Source organism: Ruegeria sp. BF8 (genome assembly GCF_056538625.1).
In genome coordinates this window covers 105687-126863 of sequence record NZ_JBQFTL010000003.1, presented here as the reverse complement: position 1 = coordinate 126863, position 21177 = coordinate 105687, and the positions used below count along the sequence as shown (strand labels likewise).

20 protein-coding genes are annotated in these 21177 nt (G+C 62.9%); 7 read left to right on the top strand and 13 right to left on the bottom strand.

Features of this window, described 5'->3' with window-relative positions; translation table 11 throughout:
- Complete coding sequence (locus tag ACR0LD_RS11185) at nucleotides 1-1437, top strand: nodulation protein NodH (RefSeq protein WP_170525550.1); 1437 nt, start codon at nucleotides 1-3, stop codon at nucleotides 1435-1437.
- On the opposite strand, the gene ACR0LD_RS11180 is transcribed toward ACR0LD_RS11185, so the two are convergent.
- From ACR0LD_RS11180 to hslO, 8 genes are all read right to left on the bottom strand, one after another.
- Nucleotides 1421-1939: a L,D-transpeptidase family protein gene (locus ACR0LD_RS11180; RefSeq protein ID WP_093963918.1), complete on the bottom strand. Its 519-nt coding sequence runs from the start codon at nucleotides 1937-1939 to the stop codon at nucleotides 1421-1423. The two genes, ACR0LD_RS11185 and ACR0LD_RS11180, sit on opposite strands and share 17 nt — an antisense overlap.
- A gap of 56 nt (nucleotides 1940-1995) precedes the next feature.
- Entirely contained in the window at nucleotides 1996-2781 is a 786-nt protein-coding gene (locus ACR0LD_RS11175) for an ion transporter (protein WP_170364389.1), read from the bottom strand.
- A gap of 20 nt (nucleotides 2782-2801) precedes the next feature.
- Complete coding sequence (locus ACR0LD_RS11170; RefSeq protein ID WP_480636976.1) at nucleotides 2802-4031, bottom strand: class I SAM-dependent RNA methyltransferase; 1230 nt, start codon at nucleotides 4029-4031, stop codon at nucleotides 2802-2804.
- A 39-nt stretch (nucleotides 4032-4070) separates the two neighbouring features.
- Nucleotides 4071-5903, bottom strand: a complete 1833-nt coding sequence (locus tag ACR0LD_RS11165; protein ID WP_480636974.1) for an ABC transporter ATP-binding protein — start codon at nucleotides 5901-5903, stop codon at nucleotides 4071-4073.
- Complete coding sequence (locus tag ACR0LD_RS11160) at nucleotides 5900-7750, bottom strand: ABC transporter ATP-binding protein (protein WP_170361134.1); 1851 nt, start codon at nucleotides 7748-7750, stop codon at nucleotides 5900-5902. The genes ACR0LD_RS11165 and ACR0LD_RS11160 overlap by 4 nt, the downstream gene beginning before the upstream one ends.
- Nucleotides 7751-7941: 191 nt before the next feature.
- Entirely contained in the window at nucleotides 7942-9093 is a 1152-nt protein-coding gene (locus ACR0LD_RS11155; protein ID WP_480637407.1) for a CCA tRNA nucleotidyltransferase, read from the bottom strand.
- The gene (locus tag ACR0LD_RS11150) at nucleotides 9093-9692 is read right to left on the bottom strand and encodes a CoA pyrophosphatase (RefSeq protein ID WP_170459490.1); all 600 of its coding nucleotides are present in this window, start codon (nucleotides 9690-9692) and stop codon (nucleotides 9093-9095) included. The genes ACR0LD_RS11155 and ACR0LD_RS11150 overlap by 1 nt, the downstream gene beginning before the upstream one ends.
- Nucleotides 9682-10668, bottom strand: a complete 987-nt coding sequence (hslO, locus tag ACR0LD_RS11145; protein WP_170373157.1) for an Hsp33 family molecular chaperone HslO — start codon at nucleotides 10666-10668, stop codon at nucleotides 9682-9684. Before hslO ends, ACR0LD_RS11150 begins: the two co-directional genes overlap by 11 nt.
- A gap of 76 nt (nucleotides 10669-10744) precedes the next feature.
- Between hslO and ACR0LD_RS11140 the strand changes: the two genes are divergently transcribed.
- A complete protein-coding gene (locus tag ACR0LD_RS11140; RefSeq protein WP_480636972.1) occupies nucleotides 10745-11188 on the top strand; it encodes an NUDIX hydrolase in 444 nt (147 codons plus the stop codon).
- Here the strand turns inward: ACR0LD_RS11140 and ACR0LD_RS11135 are convergent.
- A complete protein-coding gene (locus tag ACR0LD_RS11135; RefSeq protein ID WP_480636970.1) occupies nucleotides 11185-12450 on the bottom strand; it encodes a PP2C family protein-serine/threonine phosphatase in 1266 nt (421 codons plus the stop codon). The two genes, ACR0LD_RS11140 and ACR0LD_RS11135, sit on opposite strands and share 4 nt — an antisense overlap.
- Before the next feature lie 157 nt (nucleotides 12451-12607).
- Here ACR0LD_RS11135 and ACR0LD_RS11130 point away from each other — a divergent pair, with 157 nt between their 5' ends.
- On the top strand, nucleotides 12608-12934 hold the full coding sequence (locus ACR0LD_RS11130; RefSeq protein WP_480636968.1) for an Hpt domain-containing protein: 327 nt from the start codon (nucleotides 12608-12610) through the stop codon (nucleotides 12932-12934).
- Between the two features lie 4 nt (nucleotides 12935-12938).
- Here ACR0LD_RS11130 and ilvA read toward each other — a convergent pair whose 3' ends face one another.
- Both ilvA and ACR0LD_RS11120 read right to left on the bottom strand, forming a co-directional pair.
- A complete protein-coding gene (gene ilvA, locus ACR0LD_RS11125) occupies nucleotides 12939-14165 on the bottom strand; it encodes a threonine ammonia-lyase IlvA (protein WP_170443857.1) in 1227 nt (408 codons plus the stop codon).
- Nucleotides 14166-14224: 59 nt separating this feature from the next.
- Complete coding sequence (locus tag ACR0LD_RS11120) at nucleotides 14225-14992, bottom strand: hypothetical protein (protein WP_170364369.1); 768 nt, start codon at nucleotides 14990-14992, stop codon at nucleotides 14225-14227.
- A 134-nt stretch (nucleotides 14993-15126) separates the two neighbouring features.
- On the opposite strand from ACR0LD_RS11120, the gene ACR0LD_RS11115 reads away from it, so the two are divergent.
- The 4 genes from ACR0LD_RS11115 (at nucleotide 15127) to msrA (ending at nucleotide 17907) form a co-directional block, all read left to right on the top strand.
- Nucleotides 15127-16353 carry an argininosuccinate synthase gene (locus ACR0LD_RS11115; protein WP_480636966.1) on the top strand — a complete coding sequence of 409 codons (1227 nt, stop codon included), beginning with the start codon at nucleotides 15127-15129 and terminating at the stop codon, nucleotides 16351-16353.
- 32 nt (nucleotides 16354-16385) lie between these two features.
- Nucleotides 16386-16784, top strand: a complete 399-nt coding sequence (locus ACR0LD_RS11110; RefSeq protein ID WP_170373210.1) for a DUF1810 domain-containing protein — start codon at nucleotides 16386-16388, stop codon at nucleotides 16782-16784.
- Between the two features lie 80 nt (nucleotides 16785-16864).
- Complete coding sequence (locus ACR0LD_RS11105; protein ID WP_093963906.1) at nucleotides 16865-17146, top strand: SCP2 sterol-binding domain-containing protein; 282 nt, start codon at nucleotides 16865-16867, stop codon at nucleotides 17144-17146.
- A gap of 95 nt (nucleotides 17147-17241) precedes the next feature.
- Nucleotides 17242-17907 (top strand): peptide-methionine (S)-S-oxide reductase MsrA, encoded by a 666-nt coding sequence (gene msrA / locus ACR0LD_RS11100; protein ID WP_480636963.1) that lies wholly within the window; start codon nucleotides 17242-17244, stop codon nucleotides 17905-17907.
- Here the strand turns inward: msrA and ACR0LD_RS11095 are convergent.
- Together ACR0LD_RS11095 and ACR0LD_RS11090 are read right to left on the bottom strand one after the other, a co-directional pair.
- A complete protein-coding gene (locus ACR0LD_RS11095) occupies nucleotides 17904-18776 on the bottom strand; it encodes a ribokinase (RefSeq protein WP_480636961.1) in 873 nt (290 codons plus the stop codon). The genes msrA and ACR0LD_RS11095 overlap by 4 nt on opposite strands.
- A 4-nt stretch (nucleotides 18777-18780) precedes the next feature.
- Nucleotides 18781-21036 carry an NADP-dependent malic enzyme gene (locus tag ACR0LD_RS11090; RefSeq protein ID WP_170342651.1) on the bottom strand — a complete coding sequence of 752 codons (2256 nt, stop codon included), beginning with the start codon at nucleotides 21034-21036 and terminating at the stop codon, nucleotides 18781-18783.
- Nucleotides 21037-21177: the final 141 nt, after the last annotated feature.

Here is a 21177-nt window from a genome sequence, read left to right as displayed (position 1 = left end):
ATGCCGACCGACTTTGACTATTTCATCATTCTTGCCGAAATGCGCACCGGGTCGAACCTGCTGGAGGCAAACCTGAATGCGTTGGACGGCGTGCAGTGTCATGGCGAGGCGTTCAATCCGCACTTCATCGGATACCCGAAAGCAACCGAAGTGCTGGGACTTTCACTGGAAGACAGGGATGCTGCGCCGGACCGACTGATCGAAGCAATGCGTTCCGCGCCGGAGGGTCTGCACGGGTTCCGGTTTTTTCACTCGCACGACCCGCGGGCCCTGGCGATGGCGCTGAACGATCCGCGCTGCGCAAAGATCATTCTCAACCGCAACCCGTTGGACAGCTACATCTCGCTCAAGATTGCGCGGGAGACCCAGCAGTGGATGCTGACCAACGTCAAACGCAGGCGCGCCACCAAGGTTGCGTTTGATGCGGACGAGTTCCGGGACTACGTGGAGGAGCAGCAGGCGTTTCAACTGAGTTTGGTCAACCAGCTGCAAAAAACGGGCCAGACCGCATTTTACATCGGTTACGAGGATCTGACCCAACTGGATGTTCTGAACGGACTGGCGGCATGGCTGGGGGTTGAGGCGCGTCTGGATCAACTGGCTCCGGATCTCAAACCTCAGAACCCGGAACCGGCCTTATCCAAGGTGACCAATCCCGAAGCCATGGATGCGGCCCTTGCGGCGCTGGACCGGTTCAACCTGCACCGAACGCCGAACTTTGAACCACGACGGGGCCCGGCCGTTTCGCGTCATATCGCGGCCGCGGAAACGCCGTTGATGTATCTGCCGATCCGTGGTGGACCGGAACAGATCGTGGTTCAATGGATGTCCGAACTTGATGGCGGCGAGCTAATCACCGACCGAAACCAGAAACAGGTGCGCCGCTGGATGAAGGCGCATCCGGGTCACCGGAAATTCACGGTCCTGCGACACCCGTTGGCGCGGGCGCATTCGGTGTTTTGCGAACGGATCCTCGACACCGGGCCCGGCGCATATGCCGGAATCCGAAACCGGCTGCGCAACGGGTTCAAGTTGCCGATCCCGGGCCAGGTGCGCGATGGAAACTATTCGCTCGAGCAGCACTATCAGGCGTTTTCGGCGTTTCTTGAGTTTCTGCAGCTGAATCTCTCTGGCCAGACCCCGATCCGGGTCGACGGGCTGTGGTGCACGCAGGCCCGCATGCTGGAGGGGATTGCGGGCTTTGCCCTGCCCGACCTCATACTGCGCGAGGAAGAGATGGCCACCGCGCTACCGGATCTGGCCCGCGGCCTGGGGCACAATGCCCCGCCGAAGCCCGGCGTGCCCGCGCCGGACCAGCCCTATTCGTTGGATCAGATCTACGATGGCAAACTCGAGGCGCTGGCCGAGGAAACCTATCAGCGCGATTATCTGCAGTTCGGATTCGGGAAATGGCGGCCTATCAGGGACGCACGGTGATCAACGTACCTTCGTTCACCATCGCATAGATCTCTTCGATCTCTTCGTTCTTGACGGCGATGCAGCCAGCGGTCCAATCCGGCGTCTTCTTCGCGCGCTTGAACTCCTTGCGCAGGTTCGGTTGGCCGTGAATGAAAATGTCTCCACCCGGGTCAAAGCCCATCGCCTTTGCCTTGGCGATATCCTGGCTGTTGGGATAGGAAATCCCCAGCGACAGGTGATATCGGCTGCGAGGGTTGCGGCGGTCGATCAGGTAGGTGCCCTCGGGTGTGCGACCGTCTCCGCGCTTGACCTTTGTGCCGCTTGGAGCGAACCCAAGCTCGACATCATACTCGCGCAAGATCTGCTCGTGATGCAGCAGGTACATCTTGCGCGCGCCCTTGTTCACCACGATGGATGTCACCTCGGGTCCGTTGTAGGTCAAAAACCGGGGGCCCGCACTTCCACAAGCCGAAAGGCTCAGTGTTGCCAGTGCACCCAATCCAAATGCTCGACGATCCATGATTTCACTGCCTGCTCGTTTTTTCGCATAATGCCAAAATCCGGCAGAAACGGAAATCACTTTTTGCTGTTCATATGCTCGGTCAGGCGGCGTTCGATCGACTCCAGCCGGTCCAGCACCTCGTCCCGATAGGCATCCGTCTTGACTTCATCCTCGGCGTGGTGGGCATCCTGCATCGAATTCACGATCAGACCGACCAGCAGGTTCACGACCGCAAAGGTGGTGACCATGATGAAGGGCACGAAGAACAGCCAGGCGTAGGGATACACCTCCATCACCGGGCGGACGATGCCCATCGACCAGCTTTCCAACGTCATGATCTGGAACAGGGTGTAGGCCGACAGACCCAGATCACCGAACCACTCCGGAAAGCTGTCCGAGAACAGTTTGGTCGAGATCACAGCACCGATATAGAACAGGATCGCCATCAACAGGAACACGCTTGCCATGCCCGGCAAGGCCGAAATGAAGCCCTCGACCACCCGGCGCAGACGTGGCGCAACCGATATCACCCGCAGCACCCGCAGGATCCGCAGCGCACGCAACACCGAAAGACCCGCACCGCCGGGCACCAAGGCGATGCCGACGATCACGAAATCGAAGATGTTCCAGCCATTGAGGAAGAAACGGCGCCCGTTGGCCACCAGTTTCATTGCGATCTCGGCCACGAAGATGGTCAGGCAGATGGTGTCGAGCAGCACGATCACCGGCCCGAATTTCGCCATCAGGCCGTCCGAGGTTTCCATGCCCAGCAGAACCGCGTTCACCAAGATGACGCCGGTGATGAATTGCGAAAACCGCGGGTTTTCGACAAAGGCCTGCAGGCGCTGCCGGATCGTCATGCGGAGGGTCTCCTGTCGGGTCATGGGGTCTCTGCCAGTTTGAAGCTGCCCACCAGTTCGCTGTGGGATGACCATCGAAATTGGTCAACCACTTGGACCCATTCAAGGGCATAGCCCGCCTGAACCAGAATTTTTGCATCACGCGCGAAGGTCACAGGGTTGCAGGACACATAGGCGATGACCGGACGGCGGGCCTGAGCCAGCTCGGCCACCTGGGCCTCGGCGCCGGCGCGCGGAGGGTCCAGAACCACGGCGTCGAAGCGGCGCAGCTCGTCCGGCATCAAGGGGCGGCGGAACAGGTCGCGCGCCTCGGTCGTGACCTGTTTCAATCCCGTGGACTTGCGCCAGCCCTGATCCAGCGCACGGGTCATGTCGGCCGCGCCTTCTACGGCATGAACCTCGGCCCGTTGCGCCAGCGGCAACGAGAACGTGCCGCAGCCCGCGAACAGATCAACCACCCGCTTGACCGGGCCGACAATCTCGAAAACAGCCTGTGTCAGAGCCTGTTCTCCGTCTTTCGTGGCCTGAAGGAAGGCCCCCGGCGGCGGGACCACCTGCGCGGTGCCGAAACGCTGTGCGGGTGGGTTGCGCATGGCGATCACCTCGCCATCCCAGGCCAGCCGCGCCAGACTGTGCTGCTCGGTCGCCTGCGCCAACGCCAGTTCCAGCGGGCCATCCAGCGGCTTGCCGCCCTGCACCGCCACGTCCAGTCCGGCTTCGGACAGGGTCAGGGTGACAGACAACACGCCCTTGCGGCTGCCGCCCAGTTCGGCCAGCGCCTTGGCCACGGGGATGGCAGCGGTCAGCGCCGGGTCCAGCAGCTGACAATCGGGAATCTCGGTGATCACGTCCGAGGCGCGCCCGTGGAACCCCGCCAGCGCGCCCTTCTTGGTGCGGCGCACCGCGATGGTGGCGCGGCGACGCGACTGCGGTGGCGACGTCAAGATCGGGCGCATCTGGGCCTGCAGCCCCTGAGCGGCCAAGGCGGTACGCACCACCTCGACCTTCCAATCGGCCACGAAGGTGTCCGAGGCGTGCTGCAACTGGCAACCGCCGCAGCTTTTGTAGTGGCGGCAGGGCGGCTTGACCCGATCGTCCGACGGCGTAAGCACCTTGATATCGGTCAGCACCGAGCCGTCCAACGCGCCGCTGACCCGCTCTCCGGGCAGCGTTCGGGGGGCATAGACCGGGCCCTCGGCGATGCCGTCGCCCTGATGCCCGAGGCGGAGAATGGTGTATTCCTGCGTCATGGCCTGCCTGATAGCCGGGCTGATGCGCCAACAAAACCCTTATTCGGCGGCCTCGGTCTGGATGAACCCGCCCGACTGGCGGTGCCAGAACCGCGCATACAACCCGCCCTGCGCCAGCAGAGTGTCATGCGGCCCGCTTTCCACGATGCGCCCGTGATCCAGAACGATGATCCTGTCCATCTCGCTGAGGGTGGACAGGCGGTGGGCGATGGCCAGAACGGTCTTGCCTTCCATCACCCGGTGCAGCGCGGTCTGGATCGCGGCCTCGACCTCGGAATCCAGCGCCGAGGTCGCCTCGTCCAGCACGAGGATCGGCGCGTCCTTCAGGATCGCGCGGGCCAAAGCAATGCGCTGACGCTGGCCGCCGCTCAGCTTGACGCCGCGCTCGCCCAGATGCGCGTCATAGCCCTTGCGCCCCTGCCCGTCCTGCAGATCGAGGATGAAATCATGCGCCTCGGCTTTTTTGGCGGCGGCGATCATCTGGTCTTCGCTGGCATCGGGCCGACCGTACAGGATGTTGTCGCGGGCCGAACGGTTGAACATCGCGGTTTCCTGCGTGACCATGCCGATCTGGCGGCGCAGGCTGTCCTGCGTGACGCGGGCGATGTCCTGCCCGTCGATCAGAATCTGCCCATTTTCCCTGTCATAGAGCCTGAGCAGCAGCGAAACCAGGGTGGACTTCCCCGCCCCCGAGGCACCGACGATGCCCAGTTTCTCGCCCGGCTGCACCGTCAGCGTCAGGTCCGAGACTCCGCCCACGTCGCGACCATAGGCAAAGCTGACATCGCGGAACTCGATCCGGCCCTCGGGCACCGTCAGCTCGGTGGCGTCCGGCGCATCCTCGACCCGGTCGGGCCGCGCCAGGGTTTTCATGCCGTTCTCGATCTCGCCCACATGGGCGTAGATACCCATCAGGGTAAAGCTGACCCAGCCCGTCATCTGCGCGATGCGGATCGAAATGGCGCCCGCCGCCACGATATCCCCGGTGGTCGCCGACCCGGCCTGCCACAGCCACAGCGTCGCGCCCAACAGCAGAACCGGCAGAAGCCCCGCCAGTGTCATCAAAATGAACCGGAAACTGGCCGACAGTTTGCCAAAGGCCAGAGACTTGTCGCGCAGCGCAACCATCGAGTCGCGCGCGGCCTGATCCTCGAACTCGGAATGGGCAAACAGCTTGACGGTCTTGATGTTGGTGATCGTGTCCACCACCTGTCCCGACACCATCGCCCGCGCTCCGGCCCGCGCGGCCGAGCGTGTACGGATGCGCGGCAGGTACCAGCGCACCAGCAGGAAATACACAGCCAGCCAAGCCACGAAGGGCAGCATGACGAGGGGATGAATAGACCCTAACAAAAGCAAAGATCCCACGAGCGAGGCCAAGGCAAAGACGATGGCGCTGATGGTTTCCGATACGACCGAGGTCAGGGCATTGGCCGTCTGCATCTGTTTCTGGGCGATGCGGCCGGCAAAATCGTCGTCGAAATAGGTGACCGACTGCCCCAACGTCCAGCGGTTCAGCTTGGCCAGGACCAGCGGCGGGATGTTGGGCATGACGATATAATTGTTCGACACCGAGGACAGCCCGAACAGCAGCGGCCGGATCAGCATGAAGAACGCCACGGCGCCCAGGATCATCCACAGGTTTCGCGGTGTCAGAAAGTTCTCGGGGCCGCTGGCGGTCGCGATGTCGATCACCCAGCCCAGAATCCAGGCGGTTCCGGCCTCCATCGCGCCTGCCAGGGCCGAAAACAGCGCAGCGGCGAACAACATGGGCCAGGCCCCTGTCAGGCACCAGCGAATGAACGCCCCCAGCCTTTGCGGCGGGGGCGTCTGGGTGGGTTCAAACGGTTTGATCAGGTCTGCGACCGTCATTCTGCTGCCTCGTCCGCGGCCTCGGGGTTCATGAAGCCGCCAGATTGGCGCGCCCAGAACTGGGCGTAAAGACCGCCCTGCTCCAAAAGATCGGCATGGGTGCCTTCCTCGACGATCCGGCCTCCGTCCATCACCAGGATGCGGTCCATCTGGGCGATGGTGCTGAGCCGGTGCGCGATGGCGATCACGGTCTTGCCCTGCATCATACCGTATAGCGTCTCCTGGATAGCGGCTTCGACCTCGGAATCTAGGGCGGATGTGGCCTCGTCCAACAACAAGATCGGCGCGTCCTTCAGGATCACCCGCGCCAGCGTCACCCGCTGCCGCTGCCCGCCGCTCAGCTTGACGCCGCGCTCGCCCACATGGGCATCATAGCCGGTGCGGCCCTGCGGGTCCTGCAGGTCGAGGATGAAGTCATGCGCCTCGGCCTGTTTGGCGGCGGCGATCATCTGGTCTTCGGTGGCATCGGGGCGGCCATACAGGATGTTGTCGCGCACCGAGCGGTGCAGCAGCGCGCTGTCCTGCTGAACCATGCCGATATTGCGGCGCAGGCTGTCCTGGGTGACGGTGCGGATGTCCTGCCCGTCGATCAGGATCGCACCGCTTTCCACGTCGTAGAACCGCAAAAGCAGCTTGACCAAGGTCGACTTCCCGGCCCCCGAGCGCCCGATCAGCCCGACCTTCTCGCCCGGCTGGATGGTCAGATTGACGTGATCCAGCCCGCCGGTCTCGCGGCCATAATGGTGCGACAGGTCGCGGATCTCGATCCGGCCGTCGGTCAGTTGCAATGGTTTGGCGCCCGGCGCATCCAGCAGGTCGACGGGCTGGGCGATGGTCTCCATCCCCTCGGCCACAACGCCCAGCTGGCGGAAGAAGCTGGTCAGAGCCCACATGATCCAGCCGGTCATGGCATTCAGCCGCAGCGTCAGCGCGGTGGCCGCCGCCACCACCCCGACCGAGGCACTGCCCTGCATCCACAGGTAAATGGCCCAGCCGACCACACCGATGATCAGCACGCCGTTCAGCGCGACCAGAACGGCATCCATGATGGTGAAGATGCGCATTTCGGTCTGGAAGGTGCGCCGGGTCTCTTCGATTGCTTCGCGCGCATAGTCGAGCTCCTGCTGGGCATGGGCGAACATCTTCACCGAGTGGATGTTGGTATAGCTGTCGACCACCCGGCCCGTCACCGTGGACCGCGCATCGGACGCGGCCTGCGACGCCGGCCCGACCCTCTGTACCGTCCAGCGCACCAGCAGCGCATAGAGCGCGAACCAGATCAGCAGCGGCAGCAGCAGGCGCGGATCGGCAGCCATCAGCAGGATCGCCGCGCCGATCAGATAGGCCAGCGAGAACGAGATCGCATCGAACACCTGGAACACCACCTCGCCCGCGGCGGGCGGGGTCTGCATGATGCGGTTGGCGATTCGCCCGGCAAAATCATTCTCGAACCAACCGACCGACTGGCGCAGAACGTGCTTGTGCGCCCGCCAGCGGATCAGCGTTCCGAAATTGGGCAGGATCGCGTTGTTCAGCAACAGCACGTCCAGCACATGCAGGATCGGGCGCAGGAACAGGATGAACAGCGCCACCAGAACCAGCTCGGTCCCCTGGGCCTGCCAGACTTCGGACGGCGATCCGCCCAGCAGGTCGACGACCCGGCCCATATAATAGATCAGCCCGATCTCGACCGCGGCCACGATGATCGACATCAGCGCGGCCCAGAAGAAGACGCGCCGAAAAGGGCGGGAATAATCCAGCATGAAAGGCCACAGCCGCGTCGGCGGCGTGTCCACCTCTTCATATGCAACAAAAGGGTCTACGAGGTTTTCGAAATAGCGAAACATGGAGGTGCTCCGATTGAGCAGGAAAATTGAAAATGCGAAAGCAGATGGCGCCAAAACACCACCCGTACGGGTCAGGTGTTCTGGCTTTAGCCGAACCAGATCCCGTAATACATTCGCAGTCCTCCATCCATGTGACAGGCGCAACCTAGCCGAACACCTGCGGGCTTGTCATCCCCTTTTGAGACTTCCCGTCAATATTGCAGCAGCGCGTCCCGGTCCAGCGTGAAATCCGAGGCGATCCAGCGGCTTTCCAGTTCGGCCAGTTTTGCGCCCAGCGCAGGGCCGGAGTAACGCCCGAGCAGATCGGCGGCCCTGACCGGGAATGTCTCTGCGGCCCCTTTTTCAACGGCCGCGCCCGTCTCAGCCGTCCAGGGCTGTTCCAGAAAGGCGCAGCGCAGAAGGGCCGCGTCCTGTCCGTCTGGCTGGCCCAGCCGATACCCCAATTCGGCCGCCCCGGCACCGCCCTGCGCCCCGTCTCGGATTCGGATCAAGCGAGCCAACTGCGCCTTGCTGAGGCGCAGGGTCCCGGCAACCTCGGGCGCAGCGATGGCTGCCAGACGGCGCAGCGCGTCGGGGGCAAGCCCGGCCTGCGTTTCAAGATGGATCAGGATCGGCAGCGCTCGATCGTCGGCGCCGGGCAGCAGATGCGCCAGAACGCCGATGCTGCGCATGGCGGCGACCGATGGGGCCGGGTCGGGCGCGGCCAGCAGTTTCAACATCTCGGCCCCGACCCGTTCGCGCGACAGCCGGTCGAGCCCATCCAGATCGGCCGCAATCGCCGCCAGAGCATCCGGGTCCATCCCGGCCTGCGCATCGCCATACCAGGCGTGGAACCGGAAATACCGCAACGAGCGCAGATAGTCCTCGCGGATGCGATCTTGGGCCGTGCCGATGAACCGCACGCGCCGCGCCTGCAGGTCAGGCAGGCCGCCCAGCGGGTCAAGAATGGTGCCGTCGGGGCGGGCGTAAAGCGCGTTCATCGTAAAATCGCGGCGGGCGGCGTCCTCTTCCACCTGGTCCGAAAAGGCCACGACCGCGCGCCGCCCATCGGTTTCGACGTCGCGGCGAAAGGTCGTGATTTCATGCGGTATGCCGTCGCTGACCACGGTCACGGTGCCATGATCAATCCCCGTCGGAACCGCCTTCAGCCCGGCCTTTTCGGCCAGGTCCATCACCTGTTGCGGGCGGGCATCGGTGGCGATGTCGAGATCCGAGACCGGCGCCCCCAACAGCGCATTGCGGACGCAACCCCCAACGAACAGCGCCAGCGCGCCGCCCTCGGTCAGCGCCGCACACACGTTCTGCGTGACCGGGTTCGTGATCCAGTCTTCGGTGATCCGCATCATTCGTTCATCCGTGCCGCCAACCCGCGCAACATGCGGGCCGTGGCGCCCCAGATGTAGTAGGGGCCAAAGGGCACCGCGAAGTAATACCGCCGTGTTCCGCGCCAGATGCGCGATTCAACCACATAATTCGCAGGGTTCAGCACATGCGCAAGAGGAACCGAAAATACTTCGTCAACCTCGCCCGGTTCGGCCACCGGGTCAAAGCCGCGCTCCAGAACCGCCACCACCGGTGTCACGGCGAATGACGTGACGGTTTCATGTACCGGCAAGGTACCCAGAATGCGTGGCAGGTCCGGCGGCAGGCCGATCTCCTCCTGCGCCTCGCGCAGGGCGGTTGCGGTCACATCCGCATCGGTGTCATCCTGCTTGCCACCCGGAAAGGCGATCTGCCCCGGATGGTGTTTCAGGGCCGAGGACCGCTTGGTCAGGATCAGGCGCGGATCGCCACGGGCCAGGTCCACGGCAACCAGAACACCCGCGGGGCGCAGCTTGCGCCCCGCGGGCAGAACCGTGCCGGGATTGAGGTCGAAGTCGCTGGACCCGTCACCCGGACGGGCCAACGCCGCGCTCAGACGCGGGATCAGGTCAGGCGCCATCCGGATCTTCGGCCTCGAACCCGACCGATTTCGGATCCAGCACGTAATGCGCGCCGCAGAACTGGCAGTCGGCGGTTACGGTACCTTCATCCGTGGTCATCTTCTCGATGTCCTGGGCCGAGTAGATCGACAGGCTTTGACGCACGCGGTCCTCGGAGCAGGTGCAGCCGAACTGCACCGACTGGGCCTCGTACACGCGGGGCTGTTCCTCGTGGAACAGGCGCACCAGCAGATCGGTCGGCGCCACGGATGGTCCGATCATTTCCAGATCCTCGACCGTGTCCAGCAGTATGTTGACCCGGCCCCAGTTCTCTTCTTCCTGACCATCGACCAGATCGGCGGCTGTCAGAACTTCGCCCGTACCCTCGCCGCTGGCGACAAACGGAGACGCCTTTGGCATGTGCTGCAGCATGATGCCGCCGGCGCGCCAGCGTTCGCCCACACCCGGCTCGGTCGACCGGCCAAAGCTGAGCGAGAAGCGGGTCGGCAGCTGTTCGGACTGCGCGAAATACGCCTCGGCGCAGGCACTGAGCGATCCTCCGGCCAGCGGAGTGATCCCCTGATAGGGTTGCGTTCCCTTGCCCTGGTCGATCAGGATCGCAAAATATCCCTCGCCCACCTGATCAAAGGGCGCACCTTCGGTCAGACGGTCACGGTCAAAGCTGGCATAGGCCCTGATCTGCGCGGGCTGGCCCTCTTCGCGCGGGGCGTAATAGTCGGTGGCGATCATTCGCACGGGCCCCTTGGACTGAACCTGCAGCGACAGCTTCCAGCGCAGCGCGACGGTCTGGCCGATCAGCGCGGTCAGCAAGGCCATCTCGGCCACCAGCGCCTCGACCTGCGCGGGGTAGTTATGCTGCTTCAGGATGCCGTCCAGCACCCCGTCCAGCCGGGCCACGCGGCCACGCATATCCGATACATCAAGTTGAAAGGGCAGGACGGTATCGTCCCACGCGATTTTCGTTCCAAGAGACATGGGGTTTCCTTAAGCGCCGCAAGTTGGCATATCGCCACCATATAGGTCGTACATTCGGGGTTGAAAGGGTCCTTACATGATCAGACGGTTCGGCGAAACCCCGGAACCGGGACGGAAATACACGCGCCGGGTCGGCGTCTATGCGCTGCTGCCGCGCGGGGCCAGCCTGCTGCTGACCTGCCAGACCGAACCCGGACCCGACTTGCAGCTGCCCGGTGGCGGGATCGACCCCGGCGAGTCGCCAGTAGTCGCCCTGCATCGCGAAGTGTTCGAAGAAACCGGATGGTCGATCGCGGACCCGCGGCGGGTTGGTGCGTTCCGGCGATTCACCTACATGCCCGAATATGATTTGTGGGCCGAGAAGGTCTGTCTGATCTACCGGGCCCGCCCGGTGCAGCGCAAAAGACCACCGACCGAACCCTTTCACGAAGCGGTTTGGATGAACACCGGCGATGCGGTTCACATGTTGGGCAATGCAGGCGACCGGCACTTCGCGCGGCTGCAACTATCCGGGCTTTAGTTTCCGTTGTACTCGAAAAACACAGCTGAAACGTCATCCTCCATCCCCGTTCCCGGCGGCATGCCCTGAGTCAATCGCCAGAACATGTCGTCCAGAAACTCCGGCCCGCTGTTCGCCCCTAGGCATTCCAGCGCCATCCGTTGCAGCCCATCCTCATCCAGAAGATCACCGTTTTTGACACGGCATTCGGTGAAGCCGTCCGAGTACAACAGCAGCTTGTCACCGCGCTGCAGATAGGTTTCGGTCTGCTGGAACGCCACATCGGGCAGCAATCCGATGGGAAGGCCGCCATCCCCAAGGAACTCTGCCCGGCCGGTCCGGCGCAACAGCAGTGGATGGGGGTGCCCAGCCTGAACCATTCTAAGGTGGCCGTTGCGCAGATCCACGATGGCGTAGACCATGGTGAAATATTCCTCGATCCCCGTGTCGGCCATCAGGCGGGCATTCAGGATAGCGGCTACCTGCTCGGGTGGCAGCAAGGCGTAGAACTTGTTGAACCGCTTCTCCATTGCGACGTTCTGATCGAAATGCTGGCTGGTCAGATACCCGCCCAACCGCGCCGTCATCATTGCTGACGTGATACCGTGGCCGGAGACATCGATGCTGTAGAACCCGATCCGGTTCGCGCCCGGCGAAAACATCCCCACCAGGTCACCCCCGATGTGGCCGCAGGGTTTGAGCAGCAGGCTGACCCGGGACCTGCCAAATTCCCGATAGAGTTCCGGCACCAGTGATTCCTGTATCTTGCGCGCCTGGATCAGATCCTTGTCGATGGCGTCATGCGCAAGGCGCAGTTCGGACAATGCGGTTTCGATCAACCGGTTCTTGTCCGAAAGCTCGCGCTGCATATCAAGAATGCGGGCCCCTGCCGAAATGCGGGCCCGCAACTCGTCTGCTTCAAGCGGTTTGATCAGGAAATCATCCGCACCGGCATCCAGGCCGCGCGCGACTTCCTGCTTTTCACTTTTTGAGGTCAGAAGGATGAAATAAGTATACTGGTCGTTCTCCAGCGCGCGAAACGCGCGGCAGAATTCCAGCCCGCCCATGCCCGGCATCACCCAGTCACTGAGCACCAGATCGGGCAGGCCCTTTTTGCAGATCTCGATCGCTTCTTCACCGCTGTCGGCCTCGACAACCGTGAATCCCCATTTCTTCAGCGATGCCACCAGAATACGGCGTTGCAGGCGGCTGTCATCGACCACCAGCACAGTCCGGATGGCTCCAAAATCCAGGTCAGCCTTGGCCTCAATTTGGCTGGACACTCGCACGCGAAACCTCTGCGTATTTTCCAACTGGGGTGGGGCAAAGCTACGGCGCTCGGCTTAACAACCGATGAAAGCTGTTCACCGCAGTGGCTTAACCCGGATTTTACCCCGGACCGGTATTCAGAGACGGTTTCGGTCAAGGTGGAGGACGGTGATGATACACTGGCCAAGGGTGCGCCAGCTGCGTGATGAAGTCGGGTCCGAGGAGTTCGACGAGGTCGTCCGGATTTTTCTGGATGAAGTCGGTGAGGTCATGAGCCGCTTGACGTCGGACACCGACCGATCCGCGCTTGAGCAGAACCTGCATTTCCTCAAGGGCAGTGCATTGAGCCTTGGTTTTGAGAGCCTGTCCAAACTCTGTCAGGATGGCGAACGGCGCGCTGCTGCGGGCCATGGGGCGGAAGTCGATCTGGACGCGGTCATCGCGGCTTTTGACCGCTCGCGCGCGGAATTCATGTCCGGCTTAAAGGACAACCTGTAATCGGTCAGATCACAAACTGCGCCAGCGTCTCGTCCTCGGTGATGTCGGTATAGACGAACCCGGCATCGTCGAGATGCGCAAACAGGCGCAGGAAATTGTCCGGCTTGCTGGTCTCGATCCCGATCAGGACTGAACCGAAATTGCGCGCTGATTTCTTCATGTATTCAAACCGGGCGATGTCATCTTCGGGGCCGAGGATGTTCAGAAATTCCTTCAGCGCACCGGGTCGCTGCGGCAGGCGCAGAATGAAGTATTTTTTGACGCCCGAGTAGCGCTGCGCCCGCTCTTTGACCTCGGGAAGACGCTCGAAATCGAAATTCCCGCCCGAGGTGACGCAGACGACCGTCTTGCCGCGCACAAAGCTCTGGACGTCGCCCACCGCCTCGATCGCCAGGGCCCCGGCGGGTTCCAGCACGATGCCTTCCACGTTCAACATCTCGATCATGGTGGTGCAGATGCGGTCTTCGGGCAGGACGATCACGTCCGACAGATGCCGGTCGCGCAACAGCTGGAACGGCTTGTCACCGATCCGGCCCACCGCCGCGCCGTCGACGAAATTGTCCACCTTGTCCAGCGACACCGGATGGCCCGCCGCCAGCGCCGCGCGCAGACAGGCCCCGCCCGCGGGTTCGACGAACAGGCAATGGGTGCGGTCGCCGAACCACGTCGCCACGCCCGAGGACATGCCGCCCCCGCCCACCGGCAGCACCACGTGATCGGGCAGGCGGCCCAGCTGTTCCTCGATCTCCACGGCCAGTGAGGCCTGCCCTTCGATCACGTCGTCATCGTCGAAGGGCGACAGGAAAAACCCGCCCTGCTGCGCGCACCAGTCCTGAGCCGCGGCAAGCGTGTGGTCGAAATAGTCGCCGGTCAGGTGGATCTGGATGTTGTCGCCACCAAAGATTCGGGTCTTCTGGATCTTTTGCTGAGGTGTCGTCACCGGCATGAAGATCACGCCTTTGACCCCCATGTGCTTGCACATAAAGGCCACGCCCTGCGCGTGGTTGCCAGCGCTGGCGCAGACGAACAGGTCCTGTCCCTGCTGCTTGCGCATGGCGTTGAACGCACCGCGGATCTTGTAGGACCGCACCGGGCTGAGGTCTTCGCGTTTCAGCCAGATGTCGGCATCGTATTTCTCGGACAGATGGGCATTGCGCTGCAACGGCGTTGCAGGAAACACGGTGCGCATCGCCTGTTCGGCGGCGCGGGCGCGGGTCATGAAATCACTCATGCCGCATTCCCTGCCCCATCAGGCCGACAAGGGCAAGGAATACATCGGTGTACGGGCGATCAGCCCAGTTCGCGCTTTTCGATGAACACGCCGTACATCGTGGTCAGGATGCTGACGTTGATCATCGGCAGGATCAGAATCCCGAAAAACAGGGCGATCAATACACCCAGTACCGGAATGATCGACAAAACTCCGATCGCCAGCTGAACCAGAAACTGAAACAGGAACGAGACCACGATAAGAACGACGATTGTACCTCCGGTACCCAGAGTGTTGTTCCAAGCCTCGGCCAACGTGATCGGCTGGCCGATTGCCGCAGCCGGCAGGATGATGGACAGCCGATAGAAGCAAATAGCCAGGAAAACCAGGTAGCCGATGGTCAAGATGATCGAAACGGCGATCAGTCCTTCGCCCAGCATGCCTGTCAGGATCCCCATCGGCAGGAATGCAATTGCCATCAGGATCCCGAGCATCAGTCCGCGTCCGAAATAGGCCAGAATGCGATCGAACCGAAAGGTAGGCAGCACGCCGGAAGGATACTCTTCCAGAAGAATGTATCTGTGCCAGGCCACCGCGATCCAGCCCATGATGAGGACCATCACGACGAACAGGAGAAACGCGAACAGAACAATGGCCCCCGGGTTCACTCCCGGCGGCAGCCCGTTCGGATTGTCATCGAATGCCTCAAGTGGAATTCCGGACACCATGAACAGGCCGATGATTGCAACCGTTCCGATTACGGCCGGTCCGATAACGATTTGCGCCACCTGCTTGAGATTGCCAAAAACCATCCGAAGCGAGTGGGCAAAAATATTCCATCCGAGCATTCCGAAATTTCCTTGATCAATCCATGGTTGATACCGTTTGACTGCAATTCCGCCGCCCGGTCAATCCACAGCTTCTTGCCCCCACGTCGAAAACCCGCTAGGGGCCAATCGTCTTACGCATAAGGGGAAGTCAGATGTCCGCGCCCAAGAAAGTTGTTCTGGCCTATTCCGGTGGCCTTGATACCTCGATCATCCTGAAATGGCTGCAGACCGAGTATGGCTGCGAGGTGGTGACCTTCACCGCCGATCTGGGTCAGGGCGAAGAGCTTGAGCCCGCCCGCCAGAAGGCCGAGCTGCTGGGGATCAAGCCCGAGAACATCTATATCGAGGACATCCGCGAGGAGTTCGTCCGCGATTTCGTCTTCCCCATGTTCCGCGCCAATGCGCAGTACGAAGGGCTGTACTTGCTGGGCACCTCGATCGCGCGTCCGCTGATCTCGAAGCGCCTGATCGAGATCGCCAAGGAAACCAGCGCTGACGCAGTGGCGCATGGCGCCACCGGCAAGGGCAATGACCAGGTGCGGTTCGAACTGGCGGCCTATGCGCTGAATCCTGACATCAAGGTGATCGCGCCCTGGCGCGAGTGGGACCTGAGCAGCCGCACCAAGCTGCTGGAATTTGCCGAGGCGCACCAGATCCCGATCGCCAAAGACAAGCGGGGCGAGGCACCCTTCTCGGTGGATGCGAACCTCCTGCATACCTCGTCCGAGGGCAAGGTTCTGGAAGACCCCGCTGTACAGGCGCCCGACTATGTCTATCAGCGTACCGTCCACCCCGAGGACGCCCCGAACGAGCCCGAATATATCGAGATCGGCTTTGAAAAAGGCGACCCGGTCAGCATCAATGGCGAGGCGATGAGCCCCGCCACCCTGCTGACCAAGCTGAACGAATACGGCGGCAAGCATGGCATCGGTCGTCTGGATCTGGTCGAGGGCCGGTTCGTGGGCATGAAGTCGCGCGGCATCTACGAAACACCGGGCGGCACCATCCTGCTGGAGGCGCATCGCGGGATCGAATCCATCACCATGGACCGCGGCGCGATGCACCTGAAGGACCAGCTGATGCCGCAATATGCCGAGCTGATCTACAACGGCTTCTGGTACAGCCCCGAGCGCGAGATGCTTCAGGCCGCCATCGACAAGAGCCAGGAACATGTCACCGGCACCGTCCGCGTGAAGCTGTACAAGGGTCTGGCCTCGACGGTCGGCCGCTGGTCGGATCATTCGCTGTATTCCGAGGCGCATGTGACTTTCGAGGAAGACGCCGGTGCCTATGACCAGAAAGACGCTGCGGGCTTCATCCAGTTGAACGCGCTGCGGCTCAAGCTGCTGGCGGCGCGCGACAAGCGGTTGTCCAAGTGACCGAGGATGACGGCCTGGACGACGAACTGGAAATGTTCATCGAAGCGCAGGACACGGTCTGGTCCGATGTCCTGCGCGAACTGGAACAGGGGCAGAAGACGAGCCATTGGATGTGGTTCGTCTTTCCGCAACTGGCCGAGCTGGGCCAGTCGCACATGGCGCAGCTCTACGGGATCGAGGATCTGGACGAGGCTGCCGCCTATCTGGCCCACCCCGAACTGCGCCGCCGCCTGACCGAGGTGGCCCGGCTGATGCTGACCCACGCAGGCAAGGACCCGGCCGAGATTCTGGGCAAGGTGGATGCCAAGAAGCTGCGGTCGTCCATGACCCTGTTCGCCACCGTGCCCGATGCGCCTCCCGAATTCCAGGCGGTTCTGGATGCGTTCTACGACGGTCAGCCCTGCCCGCGCACGCAGCAGGCCCTGGGCTGAGCGGTTTCCCGTAAGGTCACGCTTGCCCCGGCCCCTGCCCTCTGTCACCCCAAACGCAAGTGCGAAAAAGGGAGGCAGGGATGCTGCAGGAGATCGCCGAGGGAATCCAGAAAGGGCTGGCCGATAAACGCTTTGACGGCTCGTTGAAATTCGATTGCGGCGCCGATGGCGTGATCGTTCTGGCCGACAACACGGCCACCACCCAGGACCGCGAGACCGATTGCACCATCCGCATCTCGCGCGACAATCTGGGCAAACTGCTGACCGGCAAGCTGAACCCGATGACCGGGGTGATGATGGGCAAGCTCAAGATCTCGGGCGACATGGGCGTCGCGATGAAGCTGGGGCAGCTGCTGGGCTAGGCGATAAACTCGACTCACCACCGCGTGACAAACGGTTTCAGCCGATTGTCAGCCGCCCCGTTGCGCGGCAGCCTTAGGCGGAAAGGAGATCCGCCATGACCCGTTGCCTCGACCAGATCAAGCTGACCCTTCTGTTTGCGCTGATTGCGCTGGCGTTGATCCTGCGCGCTCAGCCTTCCCCGGCGGCCGGAACCGAGACGCTGACCGTGGCGGGCGGCTGTTTCTGGTGCGTCGAGGCCGATTTCGAATCCGTGCCCGGCGTGATCGAGGCGGTTTCGGGTTACACCGGCGGCACGACTCCGAACCCCACCTACAGCCAGGTCACGAGCGGCGGCACCGGCCATTACGAGGCGGTGCAGATCACCTTCGACCCGACCCGCGTTTCCCGTGAAACCCTGCTGAACCTGTTTTTCCGCTCGGTCGATCCCACCGATGCGGGCGGGCAGTTCTGTGACCGGGGTGAGAGCTATCGCACAGCGATTTTTGTCTCTGACACGGGCGAAAAAGCTTTGGCCGAACGCAGCAAGGCCGATGCGCAGCGTGTGCTGGGTCAGGCCATCGTGACTCCGGTCATGCCGCTTGGGGCGTTCTATCCGGCCGAGGCCTATCATCAGGATTACTACAAGGGCAAAAAGCTGGTGTTCACCCGGTTCGGGCCGAAACGCCAGCTGAACGCCTACAAGGCCTATCGCAAGGCCTGCGGCCGCGATGCGCGGGTCCGGCAGCTGTGGGGCAGCACCGCGCCGTTTGCCGGATCTTAATCCAGTGCGGCCTCGCGCACCTCTTTCAGATCGGGAATGACGTCTGCCGTGCCGGGTCGCATCACCATCAGCGCAGCGGCCCGGTTGGCCTGGGTGATGGCCTGCGCCATCGGCATCCCGCGGTCCATTCCGGCCAGGACATATCCGGTAAAGGTGTCCCCTGCCCCGGTCGTGTCCACGGCCTTGACCTTGTGGGCGGGAAACTCTGCCGCCGCCTCGCCGCGTTGATGATAGCGGGCGCCTTTTGACCCCAGCGTGACGATCACATGTTCGACCGGCAGATCGGCCGGGGCCAGCCCGGTGGCCTGATGCAGTTGGGCGGCTTCGACCTCGTTCAGGATCAGGAATTCCAGATAGGGCAGCACCGCCTGAACCGCCGCCGCGCTGAAGGGGGCTGCGGCATAGCACACGGTCAGACCCCGCTCGCGGCCCAGCTTCGCGGCCTCAACCTGTGCGGTGGTCTCGTTCTGGAACACCAGAAGATCGCCCGTGTCAGAGTCTGCCAGCGCAGCGGAAACCTGATCGGCGCCGATCGCGTGGTTGGCGCCGGGGTACAGGATGATCAGGTTTTCGCCCTGCGCATCCACCGCGATGATCGCATGGCCCGTGGGCTGATCGACCTGCGCGATGTGCCGTGTGTCGACCCCATATTCCGTCAACCGGTCGCGTGCCCACAGCCCGTCGGACCCCACGGCGCCGATGTGGCGCACATGCGCCCCGGCCCGCGCCGCCGCAACTGACATGTTCGCGCCCTTGCCGCCCAGAAACCGCTGCAAACCGCTGGCCGCAAGGGTTTCACCCGGCGCCGGCAGGTGCGGCAGCGCGTAGACCATGTCGGCGTTGATCGAGCCCAGGTTCCAGATTGCCATCGGATCACGCCATGTCGCACGAGGCCAGGATGGCCATGTTCAGGATGTCATTCGCGGTCGAGCCGGTCGAACAGATCTGGATCGGCTTGTCGATGCCGGTCAGGATCGGGCCGATCACCGTGGCTCCGGCCATCTCCTGCATCAGCTTGGTGGAAATCGAGGCCGAGTGCCGCGCGGGCACGATCAGGATGTTGGCCGGCCCGGTCAGGCGGCAGAAGGGATAGGCCTCTTGCTGGTGGGCGTTCAGCGCCACGTCGACGGTCATTTCGCCTTCGTATTCGAAATCGACGCCGCGCGCCTCCAGCACTTGCGGGGCTTTGTACAGCTTTTCGGTCCGCTCGGAGACCGGATAGCCGAAGGTCGAGAAGCTGACGAAGGCCACCCGAGGCTCCAGCCCCATGTGGCGGGCAACCGTGGCGGCGCGTTCGGCAATCGTCGCCAGATCGTTCTCGTCGGGCCATTCATGCACCAGCGTGTCGCCGATCAGCACGATCCGGCCCTTGTGCAGCAGCGCGGTGATCCCGGCGGCGCCATGGGCGGCGTCGGCGTCGAACACATGGCTGATGCGGTCCAGCACATGCGCCGATTTGCGGGTGGCCCCGGTCACCAGACCGTCGCCATGCCCATGCGCCAGCATCAGGGCCGAGAACACATGCCGGTCGCGCGCGGCCAGGCGGTGGATGTCCTTGCGGTCAAAGCCTTTGCGCTGCAACCGCTGGTACAGAAAGTCCTTGTAGGCATCGAGATGCGTGGTGTTGGCGGCGTTGACCACCTCCAATTCGCGCACCGCGTCGCCCAGACCGGCGGCTTCCAGCTTGGTCTTCACGTCGTCGGGCCGGCCCACGACCAGCGCCTTGCCGAAGCCCGACCGCTGATACGTCACCGCCGCGCGCAAAACCCGCGGATCGTCGCCCTCGGCAAAGATCATCCGGCTTTGCGCCGCGCGGGCCCGGGCGTTCAGGCCGCGCAGAATGCTGGCGGTCGGGTCCATGCGCGACTTGAGGCTCAACTCATAGGCCTCCATGTCGATGATCGGCCGCCGGGCCGCGCCGGTGTCCATCCCCGCCTTCGCCACGGCCGGCGGAATGCGATAGATCAGGCGCGGATCAAATGGCGTGGGAATGATGTAGTCGCGCCCGAAGGTCAGCGATTTGCCATAAGCCAGCGCCACCTCGTCGGGCACATCCTCGCGCGCCAGACGGGCCAGCGCGTGGGCGCAGGCGATCTTCATCTCGTCATTGATGGCGCGGGCGTGAATGTCCAGCGCCCCGCGGAACAGGTAGGGAAAGCCCAGAACGTTGTTGACCTGGTTGGGGTAGTCGCTGCGCCCGGTGGCCACGATCGCGTCAACGCGCACCTCGTGCGCCTCTTCCGGGGTGATTTCCGGATCGGGGTTGGCCATGGCGAAGATCACCGGATTGTCGGCCATGCTGGCGACCATCTCCTGCGTGACCGCGCCCTTGACGGATACGCCCAGAAACACGTCAGCGCCCTTCATGGCCTCTTCCAGCGTACGCAGCTCGGTCGAAATCGCATGCGCCGATTTCCACTGATTCATCCCCTCGGTCCGGCCCTGGTAGATCACGCCCTTGGTGTCGCAGACGATGCAGTTTTCATGGCGGGCGCCCATCGACTTGAGCAGTTCGATACAGGCAATCCCCGCCGCCCCGGCCCCGTTGAGGACGATCTTCACGTCCTCGATCTTTTTGCCCGAGATGTGCAGCGCGTTGATCAGCCCCGCCGCGCAGATCACCGCCGTGCCGTGCTGGTCGTCGTGAAAGACGGGGATGTCCATCTCTTCCTTCAGGCGCTGTTCGATGATGAAGCACTCGGGCGCCTTGATGTCTTCCAGGTTGATGCCGCCGAAGGTCGGCCCCATCAGCTTGACCGCGCGACAGAATTCGTCCGGGTCCTCGGTGTCCAGTTCGATATCGATCGAGTTCACGTCGGCGAAGCGCTTGAACAGGACCGATTTGCCCTCCATCACCGGCTTGGACCCCAGAGCGCCCAGGTTGCCCAGCCCCAGAACCGCCGTCCCGTTCGAGATCACGGCCACAAGGTTGCCCTTGTTGGTATAGTCATAGGCGGTCTCGGGGTTTTCGGCGATGGCTTCACACGGAACCGCCACGCCGGGGCTGTAGGCCAGCGACAGATCGCGCTGCGTGGTCATGGGAACGGTGGCCTGCACCTCCCACTTGCCGGGGGTGGGTTCCAGGTGAAAGGCCAGCGCCTCTTCTTTGGTGATCTTCGCTTTGGGCATTTTGACGGTCGGTTCCATGACTTCGGGGCTTTTCGCCTCATACCGCAGGCGCGGGCGCGCCTCAACGACTATGCGATTTCACCTTTCGTCGCGGTTGGGGGATTTGTAAGGTCGCGCCGGAATACGCCAGAGGGGAGCAGC

Coding starts and splice junctions, on each gene's coding strand:
- ACR0LD_RS11185 (WP_170525550.1), top strand. CDS start 1: ATGCCGACCGACTTTGACTATTTCATCATTCTTGCCGAAATGCGCACC.
- ACR0LD_RS11180 (WP_093963918.1), bottom strand. CDS start 1,939: ATGGATCGTCGAGCATTTGGATTGGGTGCACTGGCAACACTGAGCCTT.
- ACR0LD_RS11175 (WP_170364389.1), bottom strand. CDS start 2,781: ATGACGATCCGGCAGCGCCTGCAGGCCTTTGTCGAAAACCCGCGGTTT.
- ACR0LD_RS11170 (WP_480636976.1), bottom strand. CDS start 4,031: ATGACGCAGGAATACACCATTCTCCGCCTCGGGCATCAGGGCGACGGC.
- ACR0LD_RS11165 (WP_480636974.1), bottom strand. CDS start 5,903: ATGACGGTCGCAGACCTGATCAAACCGTTTGAACCCACCCAGACGCCC.
- ACR0LD_RS11160 (WP_170361134.1), bottom strand. CDS start 7,750: ATGTTTCGCTATTTCGAAAACCTCGTAGACCCTTTTGTTGCATATGAA.
- ACR0LD_RS11155 (WP_480637407.1), bottom strand. CDS start 9,093: ATGCGGATCACCGAAGACTGGATCACGAACCCGGTCACGCAGAACGTG.
- ACR0LD_RS11150 (WP_170459490.1), bottom strand. CDS start 9,692: ATGGCGCCTGACCTGATCCCGCGTCTGAGCGCGGCGTTGGCCCGTCCG.
- hslO (WP_170373157.1), bottom strand. CDS start 10,668: ATGTCTCTTGGAACGAAAATCGCGTGGGACGATACCGTCCTGCCCTTT.
- ACR0LD_RS11140 (WP_480636972.1), top strand. CDS start 10,745: ATGATCAGACGGTTCGGCGAAACCCCGGAACCGGGACGGAAATACACG.
- ACR0LD_RS11130 (WP_480636968.1), top strand. CDS start 12,608: ATGATACACTGGCCAAGGGTGCGCCAGCTGCGTGATGAAGTCGGGTCC.
- ilvA (WP_170443857.1), bottom strand. CDS start 14,165: ATGAGTGATTTCATGACCCGCGCCCGCGCCGCCGAACAGGCGATGCGC.
- ACR0LD_RS11120 (WP_170364369.1), bottom strand. CDS start 14,992: ATGCTCGGATGGAATATTTTTGCCCACTCGCTTCGGATGGTTTTTGGC.
- ACR0LD_RS11115 (WP_480636966.1), top strand. CDS start 15,127: ATGTCCGCGCCCAAGAAAGTTGTTCTGGCCTATTCCGGTGGCCTTGAT.
- ACR0LD_RS11110 (WP_170373210.1), top strand. CDS start 16,386: ATGTTCATCGAAGCGCAGGACACGGTCTGGTCCGATGTCCTGCGCGAA.
- ACR0LD_RS11105 (WP_093963906.1), top strand. CDS start 16,865: ATGCTGCAGGAGATCGCCGAGGGAATCCAGAAAGGGCTGGCCGATAAA.
- msrA (WP_480636963.1), top strand. CDS start 17,242: ATGACCCGTTGCCTCGACCAGATCAAGCTGACCCTTCTGTTTGCGCTG.
- ACR0LD_RS11095 (WP_480636961.1), bottom strand. CDS start 18,776: ATGGCAATCTGGAACCTGGGCTCGATCAACGCCGACATGGTCTACGCG.
- ACR0LD_RS11090 (WP_170342651.1), bottom strand. CDS start 21,036: ATGCCCAAAGCGAAGATCACCAAAGAAGAGGCGCTGGCCTTTCACCTG.